This window comes from Polymorphobacter megasporae, from assembly GCF_018982885.2.
In the GTDB taxonomy this organism is placed as follows: domain Bacteria; phylum Pseudomonadota; class Alphaproteobacteria; order Sphingomonadales; family Sphingomonadaceae; genus Polymorphobacter_B; species Polymorphobacter_B megasporae.
Genome location: NZ_CP081849.1, coordinates 154,902 through 180,692 on the forward strand (window position 1 = coordinate 154,902; position 25,791 = coordinate 180,692).

Below are 25,791 nucleotides of genomic sequence, written 5' to 3' on the forward strand. Positions count from 1 at the left end.
AATGTTCGGACAGCGCATCAGTGTCGGCCGCAGGAGCCGCGACGAGGGCGAGAAGCCATTTTGGATCTCGTTCGCCGATCTCATGACGGCTTTGATGGTTCTGTTCCTCCTCGTGATGAGCGTCGCGCTTCTCTCGGTCACCAAGACGATCACTGAGCAGGAGCGGCTCGAGAGCCAGCGGCAACAGGCTATCGAGAAGCTTCTCGGGCGAATACAGAAGGCGGCGGAGCGGCAGCCAGGAGTCCGCGTCGATCTCAACCGAGCGGTCATAGATTTTGGCGATCGCGCCAGGTTCGACACGTCGAGCCACACGCTGAGCCTTGATCAGGAGCGCCTGTTACGCGCCTTCGTCCCCGAGGTTCTCGCGATCGCTCGCGACGCCGCGGGCCGCCGCTGGCTCAAGCGCATCGTCGTGGAGGGCTTCACTGACCGGAGGGGCAGCTACCTCTACAACCTCAACCTGAGCCTTCAACGGAGCCAGCGGGTGCTCTGCGCGCTTATGACGGCGCCGGGCGCGGGCGAGCGCGTTATGACTCGCTCCGAGCTGGAAGAGATCAGGCGGCTGTTTCTTGTCGGGGGCTACTCCTCGAATTCGGCCAAGGAATCGCTGGACGCCAGCCGCCGCATCGAACTCCGCCTCGAGTTCTTCGGTATCGAAGAGCCGACCGCCCGGGCCGCGGTCGCCTATGACGGGGAGTTCGGCGCATGCGCGCTTTGAGCCCCCGCGCGGCCCGGCTCGGCGACAGCATGCGGTCGTTCGGCGAGGCGGCGCTGCGTAACGTCCCGGAGCCCGATCTCACGGCGTTGAGGGCGGCGGCCCATCAACTGCGGGCCTTGCTCGGCGGCGCTGGCGCCGCCTCGGGGGCCGCGACGGATCGCCTGCGTGAGCAGGTCTCCCAGTTCAGGCAAACGGGCAGGCTTCCGGACGCGCGGGCTGCTCGGCTCGTTTGCTGGGGCACCACGCTGCGCGATCCGCAGGCGTCGGCGCTGATCGAGGATTCTGACCGGTTCCCAAACCTTATCCACGAGGTCGACGGCTTCCGGGCCTCTAGGCGTCCCTATCGCAGGTGCTGGCGCGGCCTTCTCGATGGCTATGTGCGCTACGATCCGACCGAGGCTGTCGAGGCCGGACGCCGCAACTGGACGATGCTGCGCGAGTACCTGAACGATAACCTACCAACACTCGAGCGCTCGGGCAGTCCGCCGGACTGGCTTGTCACGATCGACGAGCACCCGAACCTCCTCGGCGAAAATCCCTGCGACCGATATGGGTCGGCCCTCCTTGAGGGGGACGCGGAGGTTCTCGAGCCGTTGAGGCGCGATCTGGGCGTTGGCGACTCGTCGTGGATGATGCGGCGGATTTTCGATGCGCAGATCGATGCCGCCGTCGCCTACGACGACGCGCGCTTTAGACGGGTGATGCCGAGGGTCGTCGGTTTGATCGCTGATCACGACCTGCTGGCAGACGGCGCGCTGGCACGGGTGCTCGATCGGTATGCGAGGTGTGCTGCCGTCGAGGTAGAGCCCGCCCTTCGCGATCTCTCCGTCGCCCGCTGGGGCAATCCCTGGCTCGAGAGGAACGACACGCTTTGGACCGCAGTGGACGACGCAACGCGCCAGATGGTCTCGTCGTGGCTGAAACTGTCGCTGATCGAGAAGTTCTTCTCGCTCCTTTCCGAGGACCGGCTGAACGACCAGCGCCGGGTCGCGTTCTGGAAGGGGTACGTCGATCGTATAGACGACATGCACTTCGCGCTAGGCGAGACGGGGTACCGGAACCCGGCTGCCGACTTCCGGGCGCTCCGCAGCGCGATGGCCGGGCGGCTTCTGCGTCTCGACGATGCGGGCACCGCGCGCAACAATGCCTTCATCATGCGAATGGGTGGCCGCGTTTTCGTGGAGTTCGGCGAGAAGGGGAACGCCATGTTCGCCTTCGACGCGGCCGATGCCCCGTTCGACCTGAAGCAACCATCCATTTCTGGGAACAAGACGGCGTTGAAGCATCCCTCGCACCTCGCGCGCATGATCCACACGGACGTCGGCGGCGAGCGCTGGGAGCACAAGATCGAGCGCCGCATCGCGGAGCTGCTCGGACACTCTCCGTCGCGCGCGGCCCGCACGGCGGAGATCGCGGTCCCGCGCCCCCTGCACGCCGCGCCGCCGTGGGGCGCTGCGCCCTCCTGGGTACGTCCCGCGCTCCCCGTCGACCGACCGGTCCCCAGGACGTCGGACCCGCTCGCCGTGTTCGCGGCGCACTCCATCAAGTCGGTCGACCTGCGCGATAAGGGCGGTTCGCTCTGGGCCTACGCCCCCGAGCGCGGTCCCGCCTCCGCCGTTCTGCGGGCCCGTGGGTTCGTATGGTCGGAACGGCGCGGCGCCTGGTACCTGAAGTCGTGATCTGGGGGCGTAAGTCGGTTGCCGCGAAGCCAGCCGTTCCGGCGGCGCGGTACCGGGTTGAGGATACCGGCCTCGTGCTGTTGGCCGGCGCTGACGAAACTCCGCGGTCGGCCGCTGCGTCGGCGCTCGTCGAGGAGTTCTGCGACGAAGGCTTCGCCTCTGGCGTGGAGGGCGGACAGCTCCTCGCTTGGGATCATCTTTACGGCCTGCTGGAGGACCCCGAGCGCCGGGACGAGATGGAGGTGCTCGGCCTGCCGGAGCAAATAGAGGCGGCTCCTCGCCTCGTCAGCCGCGGATCGCTGACCGATGCCGCGTTCTCGGTCGCCATTGACGGATGGCTTGACGGTGACCGGCGCACGATCCACGCCGCACAGCTTCGCGGCGGCGTGCTCGAACTGGACGGCGTCGCGCACCTTCTTCCTCTGGACGTCTGGCGGCTGGTCGACCGCGTAAGGGCCTTCGGGCGCCGTCCGCCGGAGGAGCGGGGCGAGACGGCGCAGCGGGGTGCTTGGGGAGGCATCCGCCGTGATGCTCTCGCCGCGGGCGCGATGCTCGACGATTTCCTCTACCGAACGGTGGTCCTCACTCCCGACAAGCTCCAGCTGTCGCTGCGGCGCGAAAAGGACCTCGGCCTCGTGGAGGTCCAGCCCTGGTTCGAGGGGGCGCCGAGCCACTGGCTCGGCGCGTTCGACGCTTCGGCCAAGGTCCGCGACCGGTACGACCTCGTCACCCCGGAGGGCGTAGTGCAGGTCATCGTGTCGCCCGAGGTTGCGACTGTGCTCCGCGAAATCAAGCGGATGCCAGGGCGCCGCATTGCCGGGGAGCGGGCGCAGGCGTTTTTGGTCAATCCGGTCGCGGCGCTCGGTCCGGACGCGGCCGACGCTCTGGACACTGCGCAGTTTGAGCAGGCGAAGGAAGAGGCGGGCATCTCGTTCGACCGTTTCGCGGCGATCGTTCCGGAGACTCACGGCGAGGGCGCACTGGGGCTGATGATCGTCTCTGGCTCCGGCGAGCGGGTTGAGACCCGGCAGGTGATGCTCGACGATGTCGACGTCCGCGAATTCGTGGACCGGGTCGAGGGACACATGGCGCGAGGGCTGCAACTGTGCGCTTGGGACGACTACGAATTCGAGCTGGACGGCGACAGCGCCCTTCACTGCGCTGCCTTGCGCCGTGCGGTCGACCGCTACGCCGCGTCGCTGATCAGCCACGGTCAAGTCTACGACCTCACCGGCTATTCCGACCGCGTCGGGGGTATTGGCCAGGAGACCTCGTTCTACTCGCCGCAGGTCTCGCGGAAGAAAGATGGCGAGGGCTGGTTTCCCGAGAACCTCGTGCCGTTAATCGGCTGGACCGATCCCGAGACGGGCCAGCCTGTATCCATCCCTCTGACACCCGAGGTCGCGGGCCAGCTCCGCGCGGACCTCGACGAGGCCCGCCGCACCGGAAGCGACACGGTGTCCGTCACTGGCTGCCCGTCACCCATGCCCGTGGGAGAAGCGCAGGCAATACTGTCCACCTTTGCGCAGGTCGGGGCGGAGGCGCGGTCCGGCACGTTCGATCCTTCGCGGCCGCCCTCGACCCGGAAGCGTCCAACCCTCATCCTCAAGGGGAACATTGAACAGGTCGACTACAGGGAGGAACGGTTGGCAGCGCTCGCGGCGCCTCGGGCAGCGCCGCTGCTGCCGGCCGCTCTGCGTCCGGAGATGGAGCTGAAGGAGCACCAGCTCGCCGGCTTGGCGTGGATGCAACATCTCCTAGCGCTGGCGCCTGACCGCTGTCGCGGGGCGCTGCTCGCCGACGACATGGGGCTCGGTAAGACCGTGCAGATCCTGTCGCTCATTGCGCGCGCACGGGAAGACGATCCCGGCACTCCGCCGGCGCTCGTCGTGGCGCCGCTGACGCTTCTGGAGAACTGGCGGGAGGAAGCCGAGAAGTTCCTGCTGCCCGGATCGCTGAAGCTGCTGACAGCGTATGGCGACGGCCTCGCCGACCTCAGGGTAAACCGTTCGGCGGTCGACGAGCAGTTGCGCCGTGAAGGCCTGGTGAGGTTCCTCAAGCCAGACTGGCGCGGCGACGCCGACGTGGTGCTTACGACCTACGAGACGTTGCGCGACCTCGAGTTCTCCTTTGCCCGGGAACTGTGGTCGATCATGGTCTGCGACGAGGCGCAGAAGATTAAGAATCCAAACGCGGCGATGACCCGCGCCGCGAAGAAGCAGCAGGCAGCCTTCAGGATCGCATGCACCGGCACCCCGGTCGAAAACAGCCTCGTCGATCTCTGGTGCCTCTTCGATTTCGTCCAGCCAGGGCTCCTGGGGGCACTGAACGAGTTCGGCACCGACTACCGCAGGCCAATCGAGGCGAACGGCGACGCGGAACGAGCAAAGGTAGAGGAGCTTCGCGCCATTATCGAGCCACAGCTGCTTCGACGCATGAAGTCCGAGGTGGCCGCCGACCTGAAGGCAAAGGTCGTGGATCCCGCTAGCCGCCGCCTGTCGATGAGCGTGTCCCAGCGAAGCCTCTACGTCAGTGCCATCGAGGGGTTCCGGGCACGAGCTGACAAGGCAGGAGCGCATCTGGGCTTGCTCCACCGGCTACGCTTGATCTGTTCGGAACCCGGCGGCGGGGACGGCGCTGAGGCGTACGACACAGTCGAGGCCTACCGATCGCGGTCGCCTAAGCTGGACTGGCTGATCGCGACCCTCGCCGCAGTGCGCGACCGCGACGAGAAGGTCATCATCTTCTGCGAATTCAAGGCGATCCAGCGCCTCCTGCGGCATTACATCAGAGAGGCCTTCGGCATCGCGGTGGATGTCATAAACGGCGACACGACGGCGGCCGGCGGCGCGGCAGACAGCCGCCAGAAGCGAATCCAGGCGTTCCAGGAGCGGCCGGGGTTCGGGGTGATCATCCTCTCACCGGTCGCCGTCGGGTTCGGGGTTAACATGCAGGCCGCAAACCACGTGGTGCACTTCACGCGGACCTGGAATCCCGCCAAGGAGGATCAGGCGACCGACCGCGCCTACCGGATCGGGCAGACCCGGGACGTATTCGACTACTATCCGACGGTGGCAGCCGACGACTTCAAGACCTTCGACGTCAAGCTTGACGAGCTGCTTGAGCGTAAGCGTGCGCTAGCCGGAGACATGCTGAACGGGACGGGTGAGATCGGCGGCCGCGAGTTCGACATTGAGGAGTTGCGGCCGTCCACGTGACGTTGCGCGGGACTCAGCTTTGGTTGGAAACGCGATCCGTTTCGACCGTCGGTGCGCGCAGCCGCAGGTCGTACCTGGGGTCTGAGTAGCAGTGGAACAGAAAACCTACACAAGGTCGGTCACGCGTCGTCGATGCCCACGGCGTTTGGATCGCGGAGCGGCCTGAGTTCGCCGCGCGCGACGGTTTCCGGCAACGTGAAGGCGTACCGGCCGAGCATATTAATATGCTTAAAGCCGAGCGGGGACAGCCGGGCGACATCTTCGGGCCGGACGTCGAAGCCTTCGGCGCGGAGGCGCTCCAGCGCCGCGTCCATGTAGATCGTGTTCCACAAGACGACGAGATTGACGACGAGGCCGAGCGCACCAAGCTGATCTTCCTGACCTCGCGATAGCGCTGCCGCAATTCACCACGCTTGCCGTGGAAGATAATCCGCGCCAGCTGGTGGCGACCTTCGCCGCGATTAAGTTGAATCAGGATGCGGCGGCGGTAACTCTCGTCGTCGATGAAGCGCAACATATAAAGCGTCTTGGCGAGGCGGCCCAGTTCCTGAAGCGCCCGAGCCAACTTGGTCGGACGATCGTTGGTCTGCAGCGTGCGGGTAATCCCAGCGGCGCGGACGACGCCCAGCTTCAGCGAGCCGGCAAGGCGCAACAGGTCGTCCCAGTGTTCGGCAATAAGCTTGATGTTGATCCGGTGCGCGGCGAGTTCGTCGAGCGCGCCGTAATCGGCTTTGCCATCGATGCGCCAGAACCTGGCACCGCCGATGTCGGCAAGGCGAGGGCTGAACTGGTAGCCGAGGAGATGGAAGATGCCGAAGACCGTGTCGGTATAGCCGGCGGTATCGGTCATGATCTCGGTCGGCGTGAGTTCGGTTTCCTGCTCGAGCACGACGGCGAGCAAATGGAGGCTGTCGCGCAACGTGCCTGGCACCGTTACCGCATTGAGCCCGGTGAACTGATCGGAGGCGAGATTGTACCAGGTCACGCCCCGCTTCTGGCCAAAATAATGCGGGTTCGGCCCCGAATGGATCGTGCGCACGGGCACAGTGAAGCGCAGCCCATCGGCGGACGCCACTTCGCCCCCGCCCCATGCATGGGCCAGTGGGATCGCATTCTGGGCGGCGACGAGCATGGCGTTTGCGGCGGTCAGGGTGTCGGCGCGCAGGAAGTTCTGCTTGACCCAGCTCAGTCGCGACCGGCGCAGTTCGGGCGCGTCCAATCGGACGAGAGGCTCGAAGCCGGTATTGGTCGCTTCGGCGACGAGCACCGCGCAGATCGTGGTGGCGACGTCCTCGGCCCGAGCGGCCCCTTCGCTCGCATGCGTGAAGGCTGCTGCAAAGTCCGTGCGCGCATGAACCTCCAGGATGAGTTCCGGCAAATCGAGCCGTGGCAGTAGTGCATCTACCGCGGCACGCAGAGCGATCAGGCTTGGCGGATCGTCGATCTTGTCCAGGGATTCGAGGGAGAGGTCCGCGCCTTGCTCGGACCGCACGATCGTCACCGCTGCGTTGGCTGGCAGGCGTGCTTCGGTCTCGCGGTAGGCAAGATCGAGCCGCCGCGAAAGGGCGTCGAGCTCATCATCGGATGATGCCGACACCCCGACGGTCCGGCAGACAACCGGTCTTGCGGCTTCCCATGCGGCGCCTGAAAGCAGGCCTTTGCGCGGATCGGCATAGCGCAGCGATCGCAACGGAAAGATGTCGCGCCGCCGGATTGCGTGACGCAACCGGTCGAGAATGCAGAGCCGATAGCCGATCAGATCGAGTGTGCCGTCCTCCTTCCGCAGCTGTCTCGCCCAGCTCTTCGGAGCAAAGGCAGTCGGTGGCGGCCCTGGACGCTTGCCGCCGGCGTGAACGACCCTCAAGAACTCGATGGCATCGAGCAAAGGCTTGCCCGCCGGCGCCGCGTCTAGTTCGAGGCCAGCCAGCAATTTAGGAAGGTAGCTAATCCTGCGCTGATGTTGGCGAAGCTCGACGAAGTAGATGTCGTCGACAGGCTGCGCGAGAGCGCCGATGCGTTCGATCGCGGCAGCGAGCGCCTCAGGGTCGACCACTGCGAAGACGACAGAACGTACATTGGCGTCGACGGTGGTTTCGTCCAGCAGCACCTTGCCGACAGCGCGAAGTTTGAGCGCGGCGGCATCGAGATCCCTGAGCGACCGCATGCGCGCTTCTCGTGACACGGCCTGGGCGCGAGCAAACATCGTCGTCGATACTGCATCAAACAGGTCGATGACGTCGTCGCCGGCGCTCGCTTCCAGCGTGCGGGTGAACGCGACCAGCGTCGAAGCGCGGCGATCATCTGGCAGGCGCGATACCGCTTGGGCACGCGCCGCCGATGCGAACCGCGCGAGCGCCGCTGCCTTAGCCGGCGGCACGCGGTCGAGTTCTGGAAGGCCATCTGCAAGAGCGCGGATTTCAGCAAGGCGGGCAATAGCGCGGCTGATTTCCGGACCGCTTTGTACGTAAGGCCCGTCACGCAGCCGATCGAGCGGGCTCTGGCGTTCGTTCGCCGGCACGGTAACCAGGCCGTCGAGCCGCTCGCGTTGCTCGACCGTGAGCGTTTCGGTCAGGCGTCGATGCAGATTATTGTGCATCCGGGCTCTCACCCTGGCAACAGCACGTTCGAGCACCGAGATGCCCGGCAGAATGACCTTGGCAGCCTGCAACCAGGCGACCGCCCGCTCGAACAAAGTCGAAGGTCGGTCGGTGCCGGTCCAGCACAGCGCGTACAAAAAGCGATGAAGCCGGAAGGTGACGCCGAAATCGGTCAGGAGGCGATAGCCATAGCGTTCGCGAATGCGCGGGCCATGGCGCCAGCGTCCGGCACTCGCGACATAGGTCGCCATCAACTCGGCCGAACCCGTGATAGCCAACTGGTCGCCGGAGAAGCGGACGACCGATGCCGGCGTTAGCCCCGGGTCTTCGAGGAAGGTGCCGAGCAAGCGGATCGAGCCGAGCTGGACTGCAACTCCAAGACGGTTGTGGTCGCCGCGATGTTCGCCGACGAAGGCGCGGTCGGCGTCGTCGAGGTGAAAATGCCGCGCCAATTGTTCTGCCGTCGGATCGCCCAGGAAGCGCCCATATCGGCTTGCCTGCTCGTCGGAGAGAAAGCCGACCGGCATCGATCGGCTAAATTGCGCGCGTGGACTTGGTGCGCTTGCCCAACAGCGGACCGGCGAGGTCGCGCGGCTGCCCTTTGGCATCGACATAGGCGTAGAGCGTCGACACCGAGACACCGAGTTGCTTGGCGACATCGCGCGCGGCGTTGTCGCGATCGGCCATCATTGCCATCGCGGCCTTTAGCTTCTGCTTTGTCATGACACGCGGGCGCCCTCCAGCGCGACCGCGGGCGCGAGCAGCCGCAAGACCCGCCATCGTCCGCTCGTGAATGAGATCGCGCTCGAACTCGGCCAAGGTCGCAAAGATGCCAAACACCAGGCGGCCGGTCGCGGTGGTGGTGTCGACGTCGCCGGTCAGCACTTTCAGCCCGACGCCGCGCTTCTGCAGATCGCCGACCAGTCCTACGACGTGCGGCAACGAACGGCCGATGCGGTCTAGCTTCCACACGGCCAGGGCATCGCCGTCACGAGCGACCTCAACTGCCTGGGCCAGGCCCGGACGATCGGTGGCGCGGCCTGAGCAGACGTCTTCGTACACCCGTTCGCATCCCGCGCGCTTCAGCGCGTCGCGTTGAAGGTCGAGGCTCTGCTCCCCCGTCGACACCCGCATGTACCCGATCAGCATCGCCAGTTTTTGCCTCCCCACAGAATCTACAGTGAGAGGGGTTTACCGGCTACAGGTTTCTGGACGGGTTGATATAAAAAATAACACCCGTTTGGCCGCTCCGACCGACGATCGCGGACGTCACAACAAACGGCGGTTTGTTGGAGGGGAAGATCGGCAGCTTCCACCCTAGTGACGCCTGTGCCAACTTAGTACCAGGGGCCGACATGGAGCATTGGAGCCGATGATGACCGAGCGGGAACAGGGACCGGGCTACTCCGAGGCAGAACTAACTCTTGCTCAAGAGCGATTTGGTCTCCGTTTCCCTCCCGACTTATCTGACCTATTTAGAAGTCGCCGTCCGTCAAAGTGGTACGACTGGCTTTTGGACGGGCACAAAATTGACGAAATGCTTGCAAAGCCAATCCAAGGCATGGTTAACGATGCCCGTTATAATTCCACTTGGTGGCCCGAATGGGGCGAACGACCACGGAGTAAGGCGGAGCAGAGCAGGATTGTTCAGAGGATGGCTAACGAAGCTCCTAAGCTAATCCCATTGTGCGGGAACCGATTTATTCCCGAAGAACCTCATGATCGCGGCAACCCCATATTCTCTGTCATGGGAGGGGACATCATCTACTACGGGTATGACCTAGAGAATTTCCTAGAGAATGATGGACTGGACCTTCACCGAGCCAGCGATTTTCGCTTAGTAGGAAAACTCCGCCGCATTTCATTTTGGTCCGACGCCGTCGAACGCGCCTGCGACCCGGCATTCAAAATGACTGACGGCTGAGCCTTGGAGCCTTGTAGTATCGCCATCTGAAGGCCGCCAGATCGTTCGCGCACAACCCTGGCCGTTGAGTGACATCGGACCCTTGCCTGAAAGCGGTTATCCGTTCAGCTCGCTTCGTCATCTGGCATGTAGGATCTGACGTGACCCCCGGCTTTCATCCAGCGGCAACCAGAGACCGGTTGGTGTTGTCGCGCACGAGCGCGGGCGAAGCAACGGGCGGGGTTAACCCCGCCCGTTGCTTTTCGAGGCCGGCGGCGAACGCCGCCGGGGTGGCGTAACCGAGCGAGGAGTGCGGCCGCTCGGTGTTGTAATCGTCGACCCAGCGGGCAAGGATCGCTCGGGCCTGGCCGATCGTGAAGAACAGCGTCTCGTTGAGCAACTCGTCGCGCATGCGACCATTGAAGCTCTCGACGAACCCGTTCTGCGTCGGCTTGCCCGGCGCGATGTAGTGCCAGTCGATGCCGACGTCGCCACACCAGGCCAGCACCGCGTTCGACGTCAGCTCAGTGCCATTATCGCTGACGATCATCTTGGGTGCGCCGCGCCTTGCAATCAGATCGGTCAGCTCGCGGACCACCCGTCGGCCCGAAATCGATGTATCGACCACCGCGGCCAGACACTCCCGCGTCACGTCGTCGACGATGTTGAGCACCCTGAACCGGCGCCCGGTGGCAAGCTGGTCATGCACGAAGTCGAGGCTCCAGCGCTGGTTGGGCAGCGCTATCACGGGCGCAGGTGCCCGCGCGCCAACGGCGCGCCTACGTCCTTTGCGGCGACGCACGGTCAGGCCCTCCTCGCGGTATAGGCGCTGGGTCTTCTTGCGGTTGATGGTGATGCCGTCGCGGCGGAGCAGAATGTGCAGCCGCCGGTAGCCGAACCGCCGACGCTGCTGCGCCAGCTCATGCAGCCGCGACCGCAGGTCGCTATCATCGGCCCGGCACGAGCGATACCGCATGCTCTTGCGATCCGCCCCGACGACCATGCACGCCCGCCGCTCGCTCATCCCCAACGTCGTCTGGAGGTGCGCGACCGCCTCCCGCTTCGCGGCGGGCGCTACCATTTTTTTGACAGCAGATCCTTCAACCCCGCGTTGTCGAGCATCGTGTCTGCCAGCAGCCGCTTCAGCTTGCCGTTCTCCTCCTCGAGCGCCCGCAGCCGCTTCGCGTCGGACACCTCGAGGCCACCGAGCTTCGCCTTCCACGCATAATAGGTCGCGCTCGACATCGCGTGCCTGCGGCAAAGCTCCGTCACCACCGCGCCTGCCTCAGCCTCCTGTCAACGGGCACCGAAGTTTCCCTAATTGTGGGCGTTTAAAATTCCCTAGGTCGGCGGCGGGTTAGGTTTCGGTGATCAACCGGGTTGGTGATCGTCACGATCCTTTTTTGGCGGGCGTCCGCGTCGCCTGGGCTCGGCGGGCAGGTTGGCGAGATGGCTGGCGCGCAGGTTCTCGGGGATGAGAGCGGCATGCTCGCGCATGCGGTAGCTCGAGCCCTCGATCTGGATGACGACGGCGTGATGCAGGAGCCGGTCGAGGAGTGCTGTGGCGACGACCGGGCTGCCGAAGATGTCGCCCCATTCGGCGAAGCCTCGGTTCGAGGTGAGGATCATCGCGCCCTTTTCGTAGCGCGCGTTGACCAGCTGGAAGAACAGGTTGCCGCCGCCGGGCGTCACCGGCAGGTAGCCGATCTCGTCGACGACGAGCAGCGACGCCCGGCACAGGAAGCGGATGCGCTCGCGCAGGGTGCCTTCGCGCTCGGCCTTGGCGAGCTGAGCGACGAGGTCGGCGAGCGGGATGAAGTAGACGAGTCTGCCGGCGCGTACTGCCTCGACGGCAAGCGCGGTGGCGAGATGGCTTTTGCCGGTGCCCGGTGGCCCGAGCAGGTGGACGACCTCAGCACGCGGGATGAAGTCGAGCCCGGCGAGCGCCATGATGCGGTTGCGGTCGAGCGATGGCTGGAACGAGAAGTCGAAGCCGGCGAGCGTCTTGACCACCGGCAGCCGCGCCATCCGCAGCGCCGCCTTGATCCGGCGGTTCTCCCGCAGCGACAGCTCCTCGAGCAGAAGCTCGTCGAGCGCTTCGATGCCGTCGATCTGGCCCTGCTCGATCCGGCGCAGCGTCGCGTCTAGCATCTCGAGCGCGCGGGGCATCTTCAGACCGACGAGGCTGCGGCGGATGTTGTCGACGCGTCCCGAGGCGGCGAGCAGGGTCATGGCCGACCTCCCGCGGCGAGCTGGCTGCCGATCGCCTGGTAGACGGCGAGCGAGCGCAGGGGCACATGATCACCGAGCCGGCCGAGCGTGATACCCGCAGCAACACCGGTACGGCGGGCGGCGCCGCTGCCGCCGGTGCGATGACTGCGGTCGATGCGATACTGCTTGCGGCCTTCAAGAACCGGGTGCTCGGCGATGACACGGCCGAGCTCGAGGATGCGGACCAGATCGGGCAGTTGCTGGACCTCGACCACCCGCCGGGTGCGATCGGGGACGCTATAGAAGTTGCCGCCGACGGCGACGAAGCCGTCGTGGCTGACGCGGCGCTCGAGCTTGAGCACGGCATCGAAGCGGTGAACGGGCAACGTCTGCAGCTCGGGCTGCTCGGCAGCGAACGCCTCGGCCACGACACGCTGGGTCGTGCCGTGGACGCGGACGTTGGCGACGGTGGCGAGCCAGTCGGCCAGCTGGAGGTTGAGATCGTCGAGGTCGCGGAAGCGGCGGCCAAGGAAGAAGTCCTGCCGGATGTAGCTGAACGGCCGCTCGACCTTACCCTTGGTCTTCGCCCGATACGGCCGGCAGGCGCGGGGCTGGAAGCGATAATGCCCGGCGAGCGCCAGCAGAGAGCGGTTGTAGACGATGTGGCCGGCATCATCCTCGCCGGTGACCGCAGTCTTCATGCGGTCGTAAAGGATCTCGATCGGCGTCCCGCCGAGCGCAGCAAACGCCTGCATGTGACAGCGCAGCAGCGTCTGCAGATCCTGGTGCATGACGTACCGCGCGAAGATGAAGCGCGAGTGGCCGAGCACCAGGCTGAACAGCCAGACGATGCGGCTGGTGCCGGGATCGTCGGTGAAGTCGACGACGAAGCGGGCAAAGTCGACCTGCGCCTGTACCCCCGCCGGGGTCTCGAAGCGCACCTCGTACGGCTTGGGTCCGTTCGCCGGCCGGATCGCAGCGAGATAGCGCTTCACCGCGGTGTAGGCGCCGGCGTAGCCGAGCTCCCGGATCTCGCGCGTCAGCCGGGCGGCGCTGAGATCGGGAAAGGCCATCACCCGCTCGCGCAGGAAGTCCATGAACGAGCCCAGCTTGCTCGGGCGCCCGACCGAGCGCGGCCCGTAAGCCGGCGCCTCGATCCCGCGCTCGATATACTTGCGCACGGTCTTGGGGTCGCGCCCGGTCCGCCGGGCAATCGCGGTAATCGACACGCCCTGTCGATGCAGCTCAAGGATCATCATCAGCTCTCCAAGTCGAACCATCGCCGCCTCCCGTCTCCACGGAGGAACTGGCATCGATGGCGGCTCGGTTCATTCCGGCGGGGCTAGCCCCGCCGGAATGAACCGAAAGGAATGCCAATCAGGGAATTTTCAAAGCCCACTTTTGCGGAGAATTGCAGGACCGATGACACCTCCTTCAGGATGCCGATGATCTGCTCTTCCGAAAACTGCTTCCGCTTCATCTGTCCGTCCCTCCAATGGGTCGGACTCTAGCTCCAGATGGAGGAAAAAACGGGGGTCACGTCAACACCGCAGCAGTGAATTGTTAGATCACCGATATACGGTAGACTTCCAAAAATTCCTCACCTTTCACAGTTTTGATTAAATAGGGTTGTGAAAACGCTTCCGCGCGAGCGCGGCGACCTCGATCAGCCGGGTTTTAGACTTAGTTGTTTGTTAAACCTACCGTATATCAACGACTTGGCGCTACCGTATACTGATGTCCCAAAAATGTACGGAAGCCCTCCAGGGAGAAGCGGCTAAAGCGACTGCCAGCCCTCGCAAATCACGTGCGTCCTGACCGCCGTCTTACTCGAAGGACTCCATGATGAGAGGTCTGAAGGGTAGACAGGCGTCCGTTGGATATTGGCCGGCGAGAGGCTGCTTTTCGTTATCGCTCACCCGTGCCCGATCCAGGCGCGCAGGATCAGCGAGACGACACCGACCGTCGCGACGCCCGCCGCCCACAAGCCGACGAACCACAGCCAGCACTTCAGTCCCGGTGGCAAAACCAGCGTCCTCAATGGTACCCTTCGTCGCCGACCTTGCCGCGAAACACCCAGTAGGCATAGCCGGTGTACGCAAGGATGACCGGAACCATGATACCGACGCCCACCAGCATGAAGATCTGGCTCGCCGGTGGTGCGGCGGCGTCCCAGATGGTGATCGACGGCGGTACCAGATACGGGAACATGCTGATGCCGAGCCCGACGAAACTGAGCAGGAAGACGCCGAGCGCGAGCAGGAACGGGACGAGCTCGGCCCGCCGCGACAGGCTGCGGACGAACAGCAGCGCGGCAACGCCGACGAGGATCGGGACGGGCGCGGTCAGGTAGATGCCCGGTGCGCGCAGCCAGCGATCGTAATAGTTGTAGCTGAGGAACGGCGTCGCCGCGCTGACGGCGACGACCGCTGCCAGCGTCGCTCCGCCGAGCCACGGCGCGAGCCGGTAGCACCGCTCCTGCAACGCTCCTTCCGTCCGATAGATCAACCAGCACGTGCCAAGCAGACCGTAGCCGATGACGACCGCGATACCCGTCAGCAGGCTGAACGGCGTCAGCCAGTCCCACCAGCCGCCGCCGTAACTGCGGCCGTGAACGGTGATTCCCTGCAGGATCGCGCCCAGCGTGATACCCTGTGCCAGCGCCGCCACCGTCGAGCCGAAGGCAAACGCCGCGTCCCAGATCCACAGTCGGCCGGTGCGCGCACGGAACTCGAACGCGACACCGCGGAACACCAGCCCGAGCAGCATCGCGATAATTGGCACATAGACGGCCGGCATGATTACCGCATAGGCGAGCGGGAACGCTGCGAGCAGTCCGCCGCCGCCGAGCACCAGCCACGTCTCGTTGCCGTCCCAAACCGGGGCGACCGAGTTGATCGCTGCGTTGCGCGCCTCGCCCCTGGCGATCCACGGGAACAGAATGCCGATGCCAAGGTCGAAGCCGTCCATGATGACGTAGGCGAACACCGCGAACGCGATGATGCCGGCCCAGACGATGGTGAGGTCGATGTTCATGACCTATTCTGCCGGGCTCAGGATCGAGGGATCGAGCTGAGGGGCCGGCGTGATGCCGGCAGTACGGGTAACGTCGCCGCGAGACGGTCCGCTCTCGCCCGGATGCGGTGAGTGCCCCATCAGCTTGAGAATGAACCATGTGCCGGTGCCGAACACTGCGAAATAGACGAGAACGAAGGCGATCAACGACGACGCCACCGCCGGCGCTTGCAGCGGCGACACCGACTGCGCCGTCCGCAGCAGGTGGAAGACGGTGAACGGCTGCCGCCCGCTTTCGGTCGTCGCCCAGCCGGCGATCACCGCGACGAAGCCGGTCGGCCCCATCAGCACGGCGAAGCGGTGCATCCACGGCCAGCCGTAGAGATTGCCCGTCGCCCGCGCGACGAGGCTCCACAGCCCGAGCGCGGCCATGCCGACGCCGATGGCGACCATGATGCGAAACGTCCAGAAAACGATGTTGACCGGGGCCCAATCGCGGCGCGGAAAGGCGTCGAGACCGGCGATCGGGGCATGCAGGTCGTTCTTCAGGACCAGTGAGCCGAGCAGGGGAATCTCGACCGCGTGGCGCATGACGCCGTTTGCCTGATCCGGAATGCCGAACAGCGTCAGCGGCGCGCCGTGCGGATAACTGCGGTAGTCGCCTTCCATCGCGGCGATCTTTGCCGGCTGGTAGGCGAGCGTGTTCTCGCCCTGGGTGTGGCCGGCGACGATCTGCAGCGGCGCGACGATCGCCGCCATCCACATCGCCATCGAGAACATGACGCGGGTGCTTTCGCTCGGACCTTCGCGGTGATGGCGCTCGCGCAGCAGGTGCCATGCGCCGACCCCGCCGACGACGAAGGCGACAGTCAGATAGGCCCCGAGGACGGTGTGCACCAATCGGTACGGCATCGACGGGTTGAAGATCACCACCCACCAGTCGAGCGGGATGAATTGGCCATGTGCGTTGACTCCATAGCCCTGCGGCGTCTGCATCCACGAATTGACGACGATGATCCAGAACGCCGAGATGAAGGTGCCGGCCGCGACCGCGAGCGTCGCGGTGAAGTGCAATTTGCGTCCGACTCGCTCCATGCCGAACAGCATGACGCCGAGGAAGCCGGCCTCGAGGAAGAAGGCGGTCAGCACTTCGTAGGCCATCAGCGGCCCGATCACCGGCCCCGCCTTATCGGAGAACACCGCCCAGTTGGTGCCGAACTGGTACGCCATGACGATGCCCGAAACGACGCCCATTCCGAAGGCGATGGCGAAGATCTTCAGCCAATATTTGAACAGCGTCAGATAGACTTCGGTGCCGGTCCGCAGCCACAGGCCCTCGAGCACCGCGAGATAACTCGCCAGCCCGATCGACAGCGCCGGAAAGATGAAGTGGAACGACACGGTGAAGGCGAACTGCGCCCGCGCGAGGTCGATCGCCGAGACGTTATCAAACATTGCTGACGTCTGCCCTCAAAGTGCTCTCCCAAGCGGCTAACGGCCGATCTGAAAGACTTACAAGCGCCGCTTCGCGGTGCGACGTCAGCCATCGGAAACTACTCATGCGCAGCCAACTGATCGCGCAGGGGGCGCTAACCTGCGTCAGCGTTTTGTATCGCGCTGTAAATCTGGACCATCTGGGTAGAATCCGAGCCTGTCGCTCCCGCGCTTGAAGCGCAATCTCGCGTCGCAGCCCGCCGCTTCACGGCGAGCGATGCATGAGATACGCGATGATGAGCGACACGCTTTTGCGCGACACAGTCCAGACCGAGCTCGGTTGGGAGCCGCGGCTCGATGCTGGCAACATCGGCGTCACGGCCAAATCCGGTGTCGTCACCCTCACTGGCAATGTCCACTCATTTGCCGAGAAATATGCCGCGGAAACCGCGACGCGACGTGTGAGGGGCGTCAAGGCTGTCGCCGAGGAGCTCGAGGTGCACTTGCCGTTTTCGGTCAAACGCGACGACCGGGATATTGCGGCAGCCATCGTCAACCGCTTCGCGTGGGACACCCAGGTCCCACACGACCACGTTAGGGCAACGGTCGAGAAGGGCCGCGTCACGCTGACCGGCGAGGTCGAATGGCAGTTCCAGAAAGAGGCGGCCGAAGAGCATGTCCGCTATCTGTTGGGCGTCGTCGGCGTATCCAATCAGCTTACGTTGAAAGCCCGGATCAATACGGAAAACATCCGTGATGACATTGACCATGCACTCGGCCGGTCGTGGTTCTTCGATCCGGAAACAATTCAGGTAACCGCCGACGGCGGCAAGGTGAAGCTGACCGGCACCGCACAAAGCCCATACGACCGAATGCTTGCTGGCTCCACCGCGTGGGCAGCGCCGGGCGCGACCTCGGTCGAAAACGACATACGCGTCGTTTGATCGCCTCGGCCCCGAGTTGGAAACCGGCGCGAGGCCATGACTTCAGGACAGCAATGGGCCGCATCGTTCTCGCAATGATCGTGATGTTGTTGGTGGGCGGCTTTGCGGCCGCCCATGCCGCTCGGCCATATCTGTCGCAGCTGTTCGATGGGATATCACATTGAGAATCAACGGGAGGCTGACCGTCGCGATTTCACGATTGCGATGCTCGCGGCAGCGCTCGTAGAGCTCCTCACGATCGCCCCGGCCGCTGAAGTCCCCAGCTTCGCGGTGCAGACAGGCCAGCCGTGTCAGGCATGCCACGATAGCGGCCGGGCTGGATGCGCCCATTCTTAAAGTTCAGCGCCGCCCGGCAGCCTCCCAAAACTGGACATTCGTTCAGCCGCGGCCCTTCGGCTTGGACCGGGCCGTAAGCGGTCAGGCGGTTTGGGCACGTGCCCCGGAAAAACAGCCGTTAATTCAGCGGCCCGGTGAGCAGAACGATCAAGAGTCCGCTCCTTACTGAAACCGTACCGGCTAATGCCCGACTTCGGGGCGGATACTCTTACGCGCCGGGTTACAGCGAAATTTCTGTTTTAGGCCGACTAATAAAAGGCTTTCGGTATAACCCGTCGGGTACTGCCATCCATCATCAAGAATGTGATCGGGGCGGTGCCTGAATTATCGCGGAGCAATGCAACTCGCTCGTCCGTCCAGAGCGCCGATGCTTCGCCGTTCAATGCCGCGATTTGATCGCCAGCCTTGAACCCTGCCGCCTGCGCCGGACTACCGGGCGAGACGAACTGCACCATGAGCACGCCGTTCTCTCCCGACATGCTCAAGCCAAGGCGGTCCTTGTGGAAGGCTGACGAACCGGCATCAGCCAGCGGCACCGCGTAAAGCCGGTCCTGTGGATAATCGATCAGCAACCGGAACCTTGCCAGGACCGGAAGGCCAAGGTTGCCCACGACGCGATTTGAGTTCGATGCTGAAACGACGTCACGGGTAAAACTCGCCGGGACATCATTAAAGGTGACGCCCGCAAACTCGATGCGGCGGAGGGTGGCTATAATTTCCGGGTGGAAGCCACCGACCGCCCCACCAAGCACTTCGGAGCTCTTCCGGCCCGCGAGCAATTGGCGTGGTTGATAATAAGCTGGATAGACCTCCATTGGCGAGCCGTTGCCAAGGTCGAACTCAAACTCGACGGGCGGCGCGTCTTCGACGCTGACCGGAACCGATCGGTTGCCGATGAGCCGTCTCAGCGGGACCGTGGCGGCACCTGGTGGCGGCGCCACGCCTGTCGGGTCGCGAAACGCAATCAGACGGTGCGGGAAATCGATATCGACAACCAGCTCGTTGAACAGTTCATCGCCGAGAACGAAAGGCATTGGGTGGCCGATTCGCCGGGCGATTGGCTTCAGGTCGAGCGAGGCGACGGTCAATCCGGCGATCTTGAGGTTGCCGACTTCGACATCGACGTCACCTGCGAACCCCGCAGTATCAAGCCCGCCTGTACCCCCGGCGGTAACTCGCCCTGCGGCACTGATCCCGATTTGCTTCGCATAGTCGTTGTCGATCGTAGACACTGTCGCACCACTATCGAGAAGCGCTAGTGTGTCATGACCATTGATCCTCGCCGGGATGAAAATGCGGTTGCCGTCGTAAAACTCGAAGTGCAGCCATCCAGTCGATGATGCTCCGCCGGTGAACGCCGTCTTCCTGATAAAGGATGGTCTGGTGAAGCTGCCCGGACCCGCAGGCTCGTTGATGTTCATGGTAATAACGCGATGCGTTTCGTTGTCGCTCGGCACAGCCCCCTCGATTGTTTTCAGAAATGGCATCCGAACCCCGTCGACGGGCCGCCAGTCGCTGAACCGCTCAATCTGCAGCTGCCGCTCTGCCGTCACTCGAATGCCGCCAAGTTCGCCGGATACCGGATCGACCAGAACATCGTAGATATCATCGTCGCCGAACGTAACCCGCACGGTGGCCCAGGTGCGGCCGCTGTCGGTAGTGGGTGCAGCAAGTTCGACTTTAGCCCCACCTCGACCACGCAACGCATCGGCAAATTGGAGGGCTGCACTGCGCCGCAACGACAGCGTGTCAATCAGGGCCATCGACTGCACTTGCGCGGCCGGGGTGACCTCCCACGCGCCATCGGGTGTCACCGCCTGGATCTGCTGCAACGGCCCCAGATCGAGGTCGACGCGACTGCGCCCGTCGCGAGCAGTGAGGATCTTCTCGGTTCCGTGAAGCCCACCGCTGTCGAGAGTATTCGACTCGCGGATTGACGACAGATGTTCGAAAGCAATCCCACCGCGCCACACGGTGTAACGATCAATGATCGTCCTAAGATCGACCGACGCATCGACGTTTACAGGCGAAAGGAGCAAGGCGACAAATGCTATCAACATGGGACCACCTCTAACTTCTCATTCGCCGACGACGCGCCGTATTAGGATAGCAATACAAGGCAATTGCTGTTTGATGACGGCTGCCGAAGAATTGTTACGATCTTTGTCGAAACGGCAATTTGATCGGGCGATTTATCGAGCTGCGAAGACATAACGTAGGTCTAGCGAGGCCGCGATCAACTGGCTTGCAGCGCTTGCACTAAGCGCCGGCAGCGCCAGTACGACCGACGTGTCGATTTGCCGACCAGGAACGTTCCAATACGCTCGCAGGAGGGGTCCGATCGCTTCGTGCGGTACGAGGTTGAAACCGTGTCGTTTATAGAATTCAATTGCCCAGATCGCCGCTGCCCATGTTCCGATCAGACAGGGGTGATCACCAGCGCTTTGAAGATCAGCGATCAGCTTCGAGCCAACTCCGCGCCCCTGCACGTCTGGTCGAACATAGGCGTGACGAATCAGGGAGACGTTGCGTACCTGCTGGATACCCATGACACCCACAAGTGATCCGTCTTGGACATACCCTGAGAAGACAACGCCGCCTGCCATCTCGATCCGAAGTTCCTCAACCGGCATGTACGGCTCGCGCCATCGGTCGGCTGGGATAACGCCGCGATACGCATCGGCGGCGGCATTGATCACCGCCAGAATGACAGACACGTCATTCTCGTCGCATCGTCGAATAAACGGAGGGACCACAGTCCCAGAAGCGTGATCATCGTGAGGTCGCATCGATCGTCTCCTATGGCGGACGATTGATGCCGGTGCACAAAGCGGCGGTCTTGAACGAAATTGCAGCAGCTTAACGCATTGCCGCCGCGAATTTACCGGGCGTAAGGCCGTATCGCCGCGTAAATGCCCGGTGAAAGTGGCTCTGGTCTGCGAACCCGGCGCCGATTGCCGCGTCAGCCAGTCCGACACCTTGCCGGAGCATCAATCTTGCGAGGTCGAGTCGGCGCTGTACGACATAGGCGTGCGGCGTTAGTCCCGTGAGGCGAGCGAAACCACGCAACATCTGAAAGCGGCCGGTTCCGACCTCTCGGGCCAGAGCGTCCAATGGATGATCTCCGGTCGGATCGTCATCGATCCTGGCCTTGGCACGCGCAGTTGATGAACACACGCCCGATATCGGGCGCGGCGAATAGTCGATCATTCCCGCGATAAGCAACGTCAGGCGCTCATCAGCGGCATCTATCTCCTCCCTGTCGGTTATCGAAGCGTACGCCGCAGCAAAGCGCCCGGCGGCGCGACTATCACGCACCACAGGATTGGAAAATACGACGTCTCCGCGATCGCCGTTGTAAATATCCAAAGCAATGGTCTTCATCAGACCGGGTGCCACGTAGAGCATCGCCCAACGACGGCTTTCCCCGATCGGCGAGCCGTCGTGGACCTCGCCTGGATTGACAGTGATAACATCGCCGGCGATGGCTTCGACGGTTCCACGTCCACTCCACGACCGCTGCGCACCGGCGAGCATGACGCCAATCCCGTACTCATCATGAGTGTGGCGGTCGAAGCTCTGTCCAGAATGCGCCTCGACTGCCGTGGGACCGCCGCTGCCTCGCTGGATCGCGAATGATCCTCTTTTCATTTGGAGGATGATGCGCAGCTTGCAGGGAGACGCAAGTACGAAAATTTGATAGTCTGCTAACGCGGCGATCGTCGGCCCGCCGCGAACGCTTGCGACGGCTATGATCCGTGCTACGTGAACACTTTCAGCACTTCGGGGCCGGTTCCGGACTGGCGGCTTTCGGCAACAAGCTTAGGAAAAGCTGACATTCGCCGACGGGCGATTTTGCTGGCAGCTGCCGCCCTCAAACCCGATCGCTCAGTCTGTTTTTGCGCAATCCCGAAACCTGTCGTTCGAGCCATTCATCAGAGTCCCGTTTTTCCATGTCCGGCAGGCCATTTCGGGGAAACTCAATCGAGAATAGATTTTGAGAAAGCGGCTCGTTGGGCGATGCTGAAACTACCGTCACTTCGCGGCTTTCCTGCTGTACGTTCAATTTTGGGAAGGCTGTTCTAGCCAGCACCCGGTGGTTAGGCGCACTCCTTTGCAAGCGCAGTCATGGCGTCGGATGCTATGTCAGGCCGGCCAATGGCGTCGAGAAGGTACAACCCTTGCAGCGCGGCTAGGAACAGAGGTGCTGTTTGAGTAAGGCTATGAGCGTCTTGAGCCAATCGACCTTCGATCCATGCAAGATAGCCATCGGCTATCACCCCTGAGACTTTGCGGTGCGGTTCTAAGCCTCGTGCGGCCCCTGCCGCCAAGTCGTACCAGATACTCATGTATGGCCGGTGCTGGGGCGAAGCGAGCGCCGCCCAGACAGCGTGCAGCAACGTCCCGAACGGAAGCCGGGGTGCGATCATGTCGTTCAGATCGGCAAGGATGCGGGCTGCGATCTTCTCCAATACGGCGGCGACGAGTTCGTCCTTGTCCGCGAAATAATAGAGCAGCATCCGGTCGCTGGTTTCGGCTGCGGCCGCAAGCGGTCTGAGCGTCGCTCCCGCTAGCCCTTCCAACAAGACATGGTCTGCCATGCGATCGAGGAGGGCGTCACGACGGTCTTCCCGGCTGCTCATGTTCCCGGTGTAGCACACGCTACATACTTATGCTATGTAGCGTGTGCTACATACTGATACCGGCAGGCCCTCCGGGGGAGCACCATCAATGGCCGCATATCTGTTCGTCACGATCAAGGCGCACGACCTTGCATGGGCCGACGCCTACCAAGCCAATGTGCCCGGCATCATGCGAACGCATGGCGGCGCATTCGTCGCCGTTTCGGATCGCGTCACACGCTACGAAGGCACCGGTCCCGATCCGGATCGTGCCGCGCTGATGACTTTTCCCTCAATGGAGGCGGTCGAGGCATTCGTCACCGATCCGGACTATGCGCCTTACAGGGCAGCGCGGCTTGCAGCATCGGCTGGCGATGCGTTCGCCTTCAACTCTTGAGCATGGCCCATTGGCGGAAGGCCCGTGCCGATGCCGGCCGATGGCGTGCTATTGCCGTTCTACCATGGGGCGGACCTACTGGACGCCTTCGCGATTACCGTGCCGATGACAAGCTGCGACCTCGACACCATAGCTCGTATAGCCTTCGAGCGGCCGGCTGGGTGGATACGCGCTTTAACGCGGGTGAGTGATACGGTGGTGAAGTGTGTGGGCGTCAAATCCTCAAGCACGATCGGGGCCGAGGCGGCAGCTCGTGGACCGGTCATTGGCTATTTTCCCGTGCTGTCCACTACCCCAATCGAATTGGTGATCGGCGTAGACGACCGGCATCTGGATTTGCGGGCTGGAATTCGACTGCGCGTAACTGACACGGGTGATCGCGAGTTGGTAGCGGCGACCGTGGTTCATTGCCACAACCGGCTCGGGCGGGCTTACCTCACGATCATCGCGCCGTTTCACCGTATAATTGTTCGAGCCAACCTTGAACGTGCGGTGAGAGAGCTTGAGACTCGATCGGGCCAATAGATGCTACCCGTCACGTAGACGGGCACTGCCACTTTCCCTTTTCACCACCCTTTCCGGGAATGGCAGCTATCGCTACCTACCCTCTAAAAGCTGCTTGTCCATTCACCACCCCCACCCGGCCCTGGCAGCGACAGCGCCTGGCGCCGACACGAGGGGGGGCCGGAAGCCGTCTGGCCGCTTTGAGGTGGTGACTGCGGCAAAGCTGCCGTTCGCCGACAGACGACGCTGCCGGCAGCTTCCGCTCCTCAAGGTAGGTCGTTCAGTCTGCCTGCGCACGATCCTGAAACCTACCGTTCAAGTCATCATCAGATTCCCGTATTTCCATGTCTGGCAGGCACGGGGAAACTTAATCGGGAACAGATTTTGGGAAAGCGGCTCGTTTGGCGACGATGAGACCACTGCCGCGCAGGGCTTTCCCGCTGTACGTTCGTTTGCGGAAACGGGCTAACTGGACTTGGTCGGTCAGGCGAGCAGGCGAGCAGGCGAGCAGGCGAGCAGCCATCTTCTCCGCATCATTGCCGGCAGGCAAGCCCGTCCAAACCGCCGCGATCCGATCAGCGAGCGCATAGACGGCGATCCGACTACCGGGGCCTTCTCCCGTGTGACCTATGGGATGAAGTCGCGGGTTGGTAGCCGAGAGCATCACGCCAAGCCCATAGGCCGGATCAGGATGCGCCTCGCTACGATGTTGCGGCAACGGATGCCCTTCGAGCATGGCCGATAGCGTCGATGGTTGCAGCAGCTTGCCCGACATCAAGGCATGAAGGAGGCGAGCTGCATCGGCCGCCGTTCCAGTTACCAGCCCATGATACACCCATCCCGGATCATAGCCGGCCGCCCCGCCCATCTCCACGTCGACCAAATCGTTGGCCGACATGGCGAGCCGGGCAGTTTGGAGGCGGGAAGGATCGAACACCAACGAGGAGAGTGCCGCTGCGAGCGGCAGACCCGAGCCCGTTTCAATCGCCTTCGCCACCATCAGGTAGCCGATGTTTGAGTAGGCCCAACCGGTGCCAGGAACGAACCGCAGACGATCCGCCTGCACGGCGACGAGCATCCTTGAAGCCGGCCATGGAGCCTTCCCGGCCGCTACATCCTCATGGTAGCGATTGACCGAACCATAGTCGGGTAGGCCGGCCTCATGCCGAAGGAGCTGCCGCAGCGTGAAGGGGCGCTCCTCCATCGGGGCGTCGAGGTCCAGCGCGCCACGATCGACAAGGCTGAGCGCCGCAACAGATAGCACCGTCTTGGTGAAGCTCCACCAAGGTACGGGCGCGTCCGTTCCTCCGATCGTCGGGGCGTTCTCTCCATCGATTGTCGCGGTTGCCAGCATGATTCCTGCTATTCCATGACAATGTCACCACGATAAAGAGATTCTCGATCATCCATCGTTTTGGGAATGACAGCGATCGCCTCCGACATTCTGAAAGCTGCCTGTCCGTTCCCCAGCCCTCAGTCGCCGCTGCCGCGGCTAAGGTTCTTGGGCGGCCTCGGGGCCGGTAGGAGCCTGTCCGCTTTCTGGCATCAGACGCGGCATAGCTGCCGTTCGACAAGCGCGGATCCGATAGCGGCTTCCGCCCCAACTTTCGGAAATTACGGTTCGTCCATATAGGTTGGCGATGATTGGACCATTTGAGCACGGCCACTGTTCTGCCAACGGCGCTAAGCACTCGTTCGGGTCGATGATCGTCGGTGGACGGTATGTTGTCGCCGCGCCATTCGCTGATTTTGATGGCGACGTTCATCCCATTGGGGAGGCTTGGACTTTTTTGGGAGCAGCGTTCTTGCCTTATGAAGATGGGCAATCATTGTTCGTATCGCTCGATGGCGAGCGGGAATGGCATATCCGTCTCCAATGGCGAACCGAAGCACAAGGCGAGACACTCGACCATTTCGACGCTTATGTTCAACCGGTGAACGGCAGATAACCACCCCAACCCTGCCCTGCCCTGCCCTGCCGTCAGCGACGGCGCCTTGCGCGGCGACTGGTCGATTGCTGCCTAGCAGCTTTGGGGCGATCGTATGAGGATAGCGGACGTTCGTTCAGCTAACTCCGCGCTCCCCGACGACCCAAAAGTGGACGTTCAGGGCAGCGCGGGGCCTTCCCAAAAGCAGACATCTAGTCATCTTGCTACAGCGTCCGTCGGGGCAGCGCGCTCGCGCGGCTGAACCGCATTCGTTGTCGTAAAGCA

20 protein-coding genes and 2 pseudogenes are annotated in these 25,791 nt (G+C 63.3%); 8 read left to right on the forward strand and 14 right to left on the reverse strand.

Annotated elements, in window-relative coordinates:
- Position 1 precedes the first annotated feature (1 nt).
- Genes KTC28_RS19085 through KTC28_RS19095 form a run of 3 tightly spaced genes read left to right on the forward strand, consistent with a single transcriptional unit; the run spans position 2 to position 5,615 of the window.
- Complete coding sequence (locus KTC28_RS19085) at positions 2 to 718, forward strand: OmpA/MotB family protein (protein WP_216711042.1); 717 nt, start codon at positions 2 to 4, stop codon at positions 716 to 718.
- Positions 706 to 2,397: an EH signature domain-containing protein gene (locus tag KTC28_RS19090; RefSeq protein ID WP_216711041.1), complete on the forward strand. Its 1,692-nt coding sequence runs from the start codon at positions 706 to 708 to the stop codon at positions 2,395 to 2,397. Before KTC28_RS19085 ends, KTC28_RS19090 begins: the two co-directional genes overlap by 13 nt.
- Entirely contained in the window at positions 2,358 to 5,615 is a 3,258-nt protein-coding gene (locus KTC28_RS19095; RefSeq protein ID WP_216711040.1) for a DEAD/DEAH box helicase, read from the forward strand. The genes KTC28_RS19090 and KTC28_RS19095 overlap by 40 nt, the downstream gene beginning before the upstream one ends.
- 119 nt (positions 5,616 to 5,734) lie before the next feature.
- Here the strand turns inward: KTC28_RS19095 and KTC28_RS19100 are convergent.
- Positions 5,735 to 8,739: pseudogene (locus KTC28_RS19100) on the reverse strand (Tn3 family transposase).
- 7 nt (positions 8,740 to 8,746) lie between these two features.
- Positions 8,747 to 9,361 (reverse strand): recombinase family protein, encoded by a 615-nt coding sequence (locus tag KTC28_RS19105; RefSeq protein ID WP_216711039.1) that lies wholly within the window; start codon positions 9,359 to 9,361, stop codon positions 8,747 to 8,749.
- Between the two features lie 226 nt (positions 9,362 to 9,587).
- On the opposite strand from KTC28_RS19105, the gene KTC28_RS19110 reads away from it, so the two are divergent.
- Entirely contained in the window at positions 9,588 to 10,136 is a 549-nt protein-coding gene (locus tag KTC28_RS19110; RefSeq protein ID WP_216711038.1) for a hypothetical protein, read from the forward strand.
- A 154-nt stretch (positions 10,137 to 10,290) separates the two neighbouring features.
- On the opposite strand, the pseudogene KTC28_RS19115 reads toward KTC28_RS19110, so the two are convergent.
- The 7 genes and pseudogenes from KTC28_RS19115 to KTC28_RS19140 all read right to left on the reverse strand — a co-directional run.
- Positions 10,291 to 11,411: pseudogene (locus KTC28_RS19115) on the reverse strand (IS3 family transposase); the annotation flags it as partial.
- A 75-nt stretch (positions 11,412 to 11,486) separates the two neighbouring features.
- Positions 11,487 to 12,347 carry an IS21-like element helper ATPase IstB gene (gene istB, locus KTC28_RS19120; RefSeq protein ID WP_216711673.1) on the reverse strand — a complete coding sequence of 287 codons (861 nt, stop codon included), beginning with the start codon at positions 12,345 to 12,347 and terminating at the stop codon, positions 11,487 to 11,489.
- Positions 12,344 to 13,606 carry an IS21 family transposase gene (istA, locus tag KTC28_RS19125; protein WP_216711672.1) on the reverse strand — a complete coding sequence of 421 codons (1,263 nt, stop codon included), beginning with the start codon at positions 13,604 to 13,606 and terminating at the stop codon, positions 12,344 to 12,346. The genes istB and istA overlap by 4 nt, the downstream gene beginning before the upstream one ends.
- Positions 13,607 to 13,668: 62 nt before the next feature.
- Positions 13,669 to 13,806, reverse strand: a complete 138-nt coding sequence (locus KTC28_RS19130) for a hypothetical protein (protein WP_223132353.1) — start codon at positions 13,804 to 13,806, stop codon at positions 13,669 to 13,671.
- Between the two features lie 435 nt (positions 13,807 to 14,241).
- Positions 14,242 to 14,367, reverse strand: a complete 126-nt coding sequence (locus tag KTC28_RS22970; protein WP_255602660.1) for a hypothetical protein — start codon at positions 14,365 to 14,367, stop codon at positions 14,242 to 14,244.
- Positions 14,364 to 15,362 carry a cytochrome d ubiquinol oxidase subunit II gene (gene cydB, locus KTC28_RS19135; RefSeq protein ID WP_223132354.1) on the reverse strand — a complete coding sequence of 333 codons (999 nt, stop codon included), beginning with the start codon at positions 15,360 to 15,362 and terminating at the stop codon, positions 14,364 to 14,366. The genes KTC28_RS22970 and cydB overlap by 4 nt, the downstream gene beginning before the upstream one ends.
- Before the next feature lie 3 nt (positions 15,363 to 15,365).
- Complete coding sequence (locus tag KTC28_RS19140; RefSeq protein ID WP_223132355.1) at positions 15,366 to 16,796, reverse strand: cytochrome ubiquinol oxidase subunit I; 1,431 nt, start codon at positions 16,794 to 16,796, stop codon at positions 15,366 to 15,368.
- Between the two features lie 272 nt (positions 16,797 to 17,068).
- Here KTC28_RS19140 and KTC28_RS19145 point away from each other — a divergent pair, with 272 nt between their 5' ends.
- Entirely contained in the window at positions 17,069 to 17,719 is a 651-nt protein-coding gene (locus tag KTC28_RS19145) for a BON domain-containing protein (protein WP_216711680.1), read from the forward strand.
- A gap of 584 nt (positions 17,720 to 18,303) precedes the next feature.
- Here the strand turns inward: KTC28_RS19145 and KTC28_RS19150 are convergent.
- The 4 genes from KTC28_RS19150 to KTC28_RS19165 form a co-directional block, all read right to left on the reverse strand.
- Positions 18,304 to 20,115 (reverse strand): retropepsin-like aspartic protease, encoded by a 1,812-nt coding sequence (locus tag KTC28_RS19150; protein ID WP_223132356.1) that lies wholly within the window; start codon positions 20,113 to 20,115, stop codon positions 18,304 to 18,306.
- A gap of 132 nt (positions 20,116 to 20,247) precedes the next feature.
- Positions 20,248 to 20,772 carry a GNAT family N-acetyltransferase gene (locus tag KTC28_RS19155; RefSeq protein ID WP_255602575.1) on the reverse strand — a complete coding sequence of 175 codons (525 nt, stop codon included), beginning with the start codon at positions 20,770 to 20,772 and terminating at the stop codon, positions 20,248 to 20,250.
- Positions 20,773 to 20,914: 142 nt separating this feature from the next.
- Entirely contained in the window at positions 20,915 to 21,706 is a 792-nt protein-coding gene (locus KTC28_RS19160; protein WP_223132357.1) for an AraC family transcriptional regulator, read from the reverse strand.
- Between the two features lie 449 nt (positions 21,707 to 22,155).
- Positions 22,156 to 22,698 carry a TetR/AcrR family transcriptional regulator gene (locus KTC28_RS19165; protein ID WP_216711648.1) on the reverse strand — a complete coding sequence of 181 codons (543 nt, stop codon included), beginning with the start codon at positions 22,696 to 22,698 and terminating at the stop codon, positions 22,156 to 22,158.
- Between the two features lie 88 nt (positions 22,699 to 22,786).
- Here KTC28_RS19165 and KTC28_RS19170 point away from each other — a divergent pair, with 88 nt between their 5' ends.
- Together KTC28_RS19170 and KTC28_RS19175 are read left to right on the forward strand one after the other, a co-directional pair.
- Positions 22,787 to 23,074, forward strand: a complete 288-nt coding sequence (locus KTC28_RS19170; protein WP_216711649.1) for a DUF1330 domain-containing protein — start codon at positions 22,787 to 22,789, stop codon at positions 23,072 to 23,074.
- A gap of 30 nt (positions 23,075 to 23,104) precedes the next feature.
- Positions 23,105 to 23,599: a DUF2867 domain-containing protein gene (locus KTC28_RS19175; RefSeq protein WP_216711650.1), complete on the forward strand. Its 495-nt coding sequence runs from the start codon at positions 23,105 to 23,107 to the stop codon at positions 23,597 to 23,599.
- Positions 23,600 to 23,945: 346 nt separating this feature from the next.
- Here KTC28_RS19175 and KTC28_RS19180 read toward each other — a convergent pair whose 3' ends face one another.
- Positions 23,946 to 24,932, reverse strand: a complete 987-nt coding sequence (locus tag KTC28_RS19180) for a serine hydrolase domain-containing protein (protein WP_216711651.1) — start codon at positions 24,930 to 24,932, stop codon at positions 23,946 to 23,948.
- A 286-nt stretch (positions 24,933 to 25,218) separates the two neighbouring features.
- On the opposite strand from KTC28_RS19180, the gene KTC28_RS19185 reads away from it, so the two are divergent.
- Positions 25,219 to 25,527 (forward strand): DUF3601 domain-containing protein, encoded by a 309-nt coding sequence (locus tag KTC28_RS19185; protein ID WP_216711652.1) that lies wholly within the window; start codon positions 25,219 to 25,221, stop codon positions 25,525 to 25,527.
- The last annotated feature ends 264 nt before the right edge of the window (positions 25,528 to 25,791 follow it).

Excerpts from the sequence above, each read along its gene's own strand:
- KTC28_RS19095 (WP_216711040.1), top strand. The coding sequence starts at position 2,358 with ATGGTCGGAACGGCGCGGCGCCTGGTACCTGAAGTCGTGATCTGGGGG.
- KTC28_RS19085 (WP_216711042.1), top strand. The coding sequence starts at position 2 with ATGTTCGGACAGCGCATCAGTGTCGGCCGCAGGAGCCGCGACGAGGGC.
- KTC28_RS19180 (WP_216711651.1), bottom strand. The coding sequence starts at position 24,932 with ATGCTGGCAACCGCGACAATCGATGGAGAGAACGCCCCGACGATCGGA.
- KTC28_RS19145 (WP_216711680.1), top strand. The coding sequence starts at position 17,069 with ATGATGAGCGACACGCTTTTGCGCGACACAGTCCAGACCGAGCTCGGT.
- KTC28_RS19170 (WP_216711649.1), top strand. The coding sequence starts at position 22,787 with ATGGCCGCATATCTGTTCGTCACGATCAAGGCGCACGACCTTGCATGG.
- cydB (WP_223132354.1), bottom strand. The coding sequence starts at position 15,362 with ATGAACATCGACCTCACCATCGTCTGGGCCGGCATCATCGCGTTCGCG.
- KTC28_RS19165 (WP_216711648.1), bottom strand. The coding sequence starts at position 22,698 with ATGAGCAGCCGGGAAGACCGTCGTGACGCCCTCCTCGATCGCATGGCA.
- KTC28_RS19140 (WP_223132355.1), bottom strand. The coding sequence starts at position 16,796 with ATGTTTGATAACGTCTCGGCGATCGACCTCGCGCGGGCGCAGTTCGCC.
- KTC28_RS19185 (WP_216711652.1), top strand. The coding sequence starts at position 25,219 with ATGATTGGACCATTTGAGCACGGCCACTGTTCTGCCAACGGCGCTAAG.
- KTC28_RS19160 (WP_223132357.1), bottom strand. The coding sequence starts at position 21,706 with ATGAAAAGAGGATCATTCGCGATCCAGCGAGGCAGCGGCGGTCCCACG.
- KTC28_RS19150 (WP_223132356.1), bottom strand. The coding sequence starts at position 20,115 with ATGTTGATAGCATTTGTCGCCTTGCTCCTTTCGCCTGTAAACGTCGAT.
- istA (WP_216711672.1), bottom strand. The coding sequence starts at position 13,606 with ATGGTTCGACTTGGAGAGCTGATGATGATCCTTGAGCTGCATCGACAG.
- KTC28_RS19175 (WP_216711650.1), top strand. The coding sequence starts at position 23,105 with ATGCCGGCCGATGGCGTGCTATTGCCGTTCTACCATGGGGCGGACCTA.
- KTC28_RS19110 (WP_216711038.1), top strand. The coding sequence starts at position 9,588 with ATGACCGAGCGGGAACAGGGACCGGGCTACTCCGAGGCAGAACTAACT.
- istB (WP_216711673.1), bottom strand. The coding sequence starts at position 12,347 with ATGACCCTGCTCGCCGCCTCGGGACGCGTCGACAACATCCGCCGCAGC.
- KTC28_RS19130 (WP_223132353.1), bottom strand. The coding sequence starts at position 13,806 with ATGAAGCGGAAGCAGTTTTCGGAAGAGCAGATCATCGGCATCCTGAAG.
- KTC28_RS19105 (WP_216711039.1), bottom strand. The coding sequence starts at position 9,361 with ATGCTGATCGGGTACATGCGGGTGTCGACGGGGGAGCAGAGCCTCGAC.
- KTC28_RS19090 (WP_216711041.1), top strand. The coding sequence starts at position 706 with ATGCGCGCTTTGAGCCCCCGCGCGGCCCGGCTCGGCGACAGCATGCGG.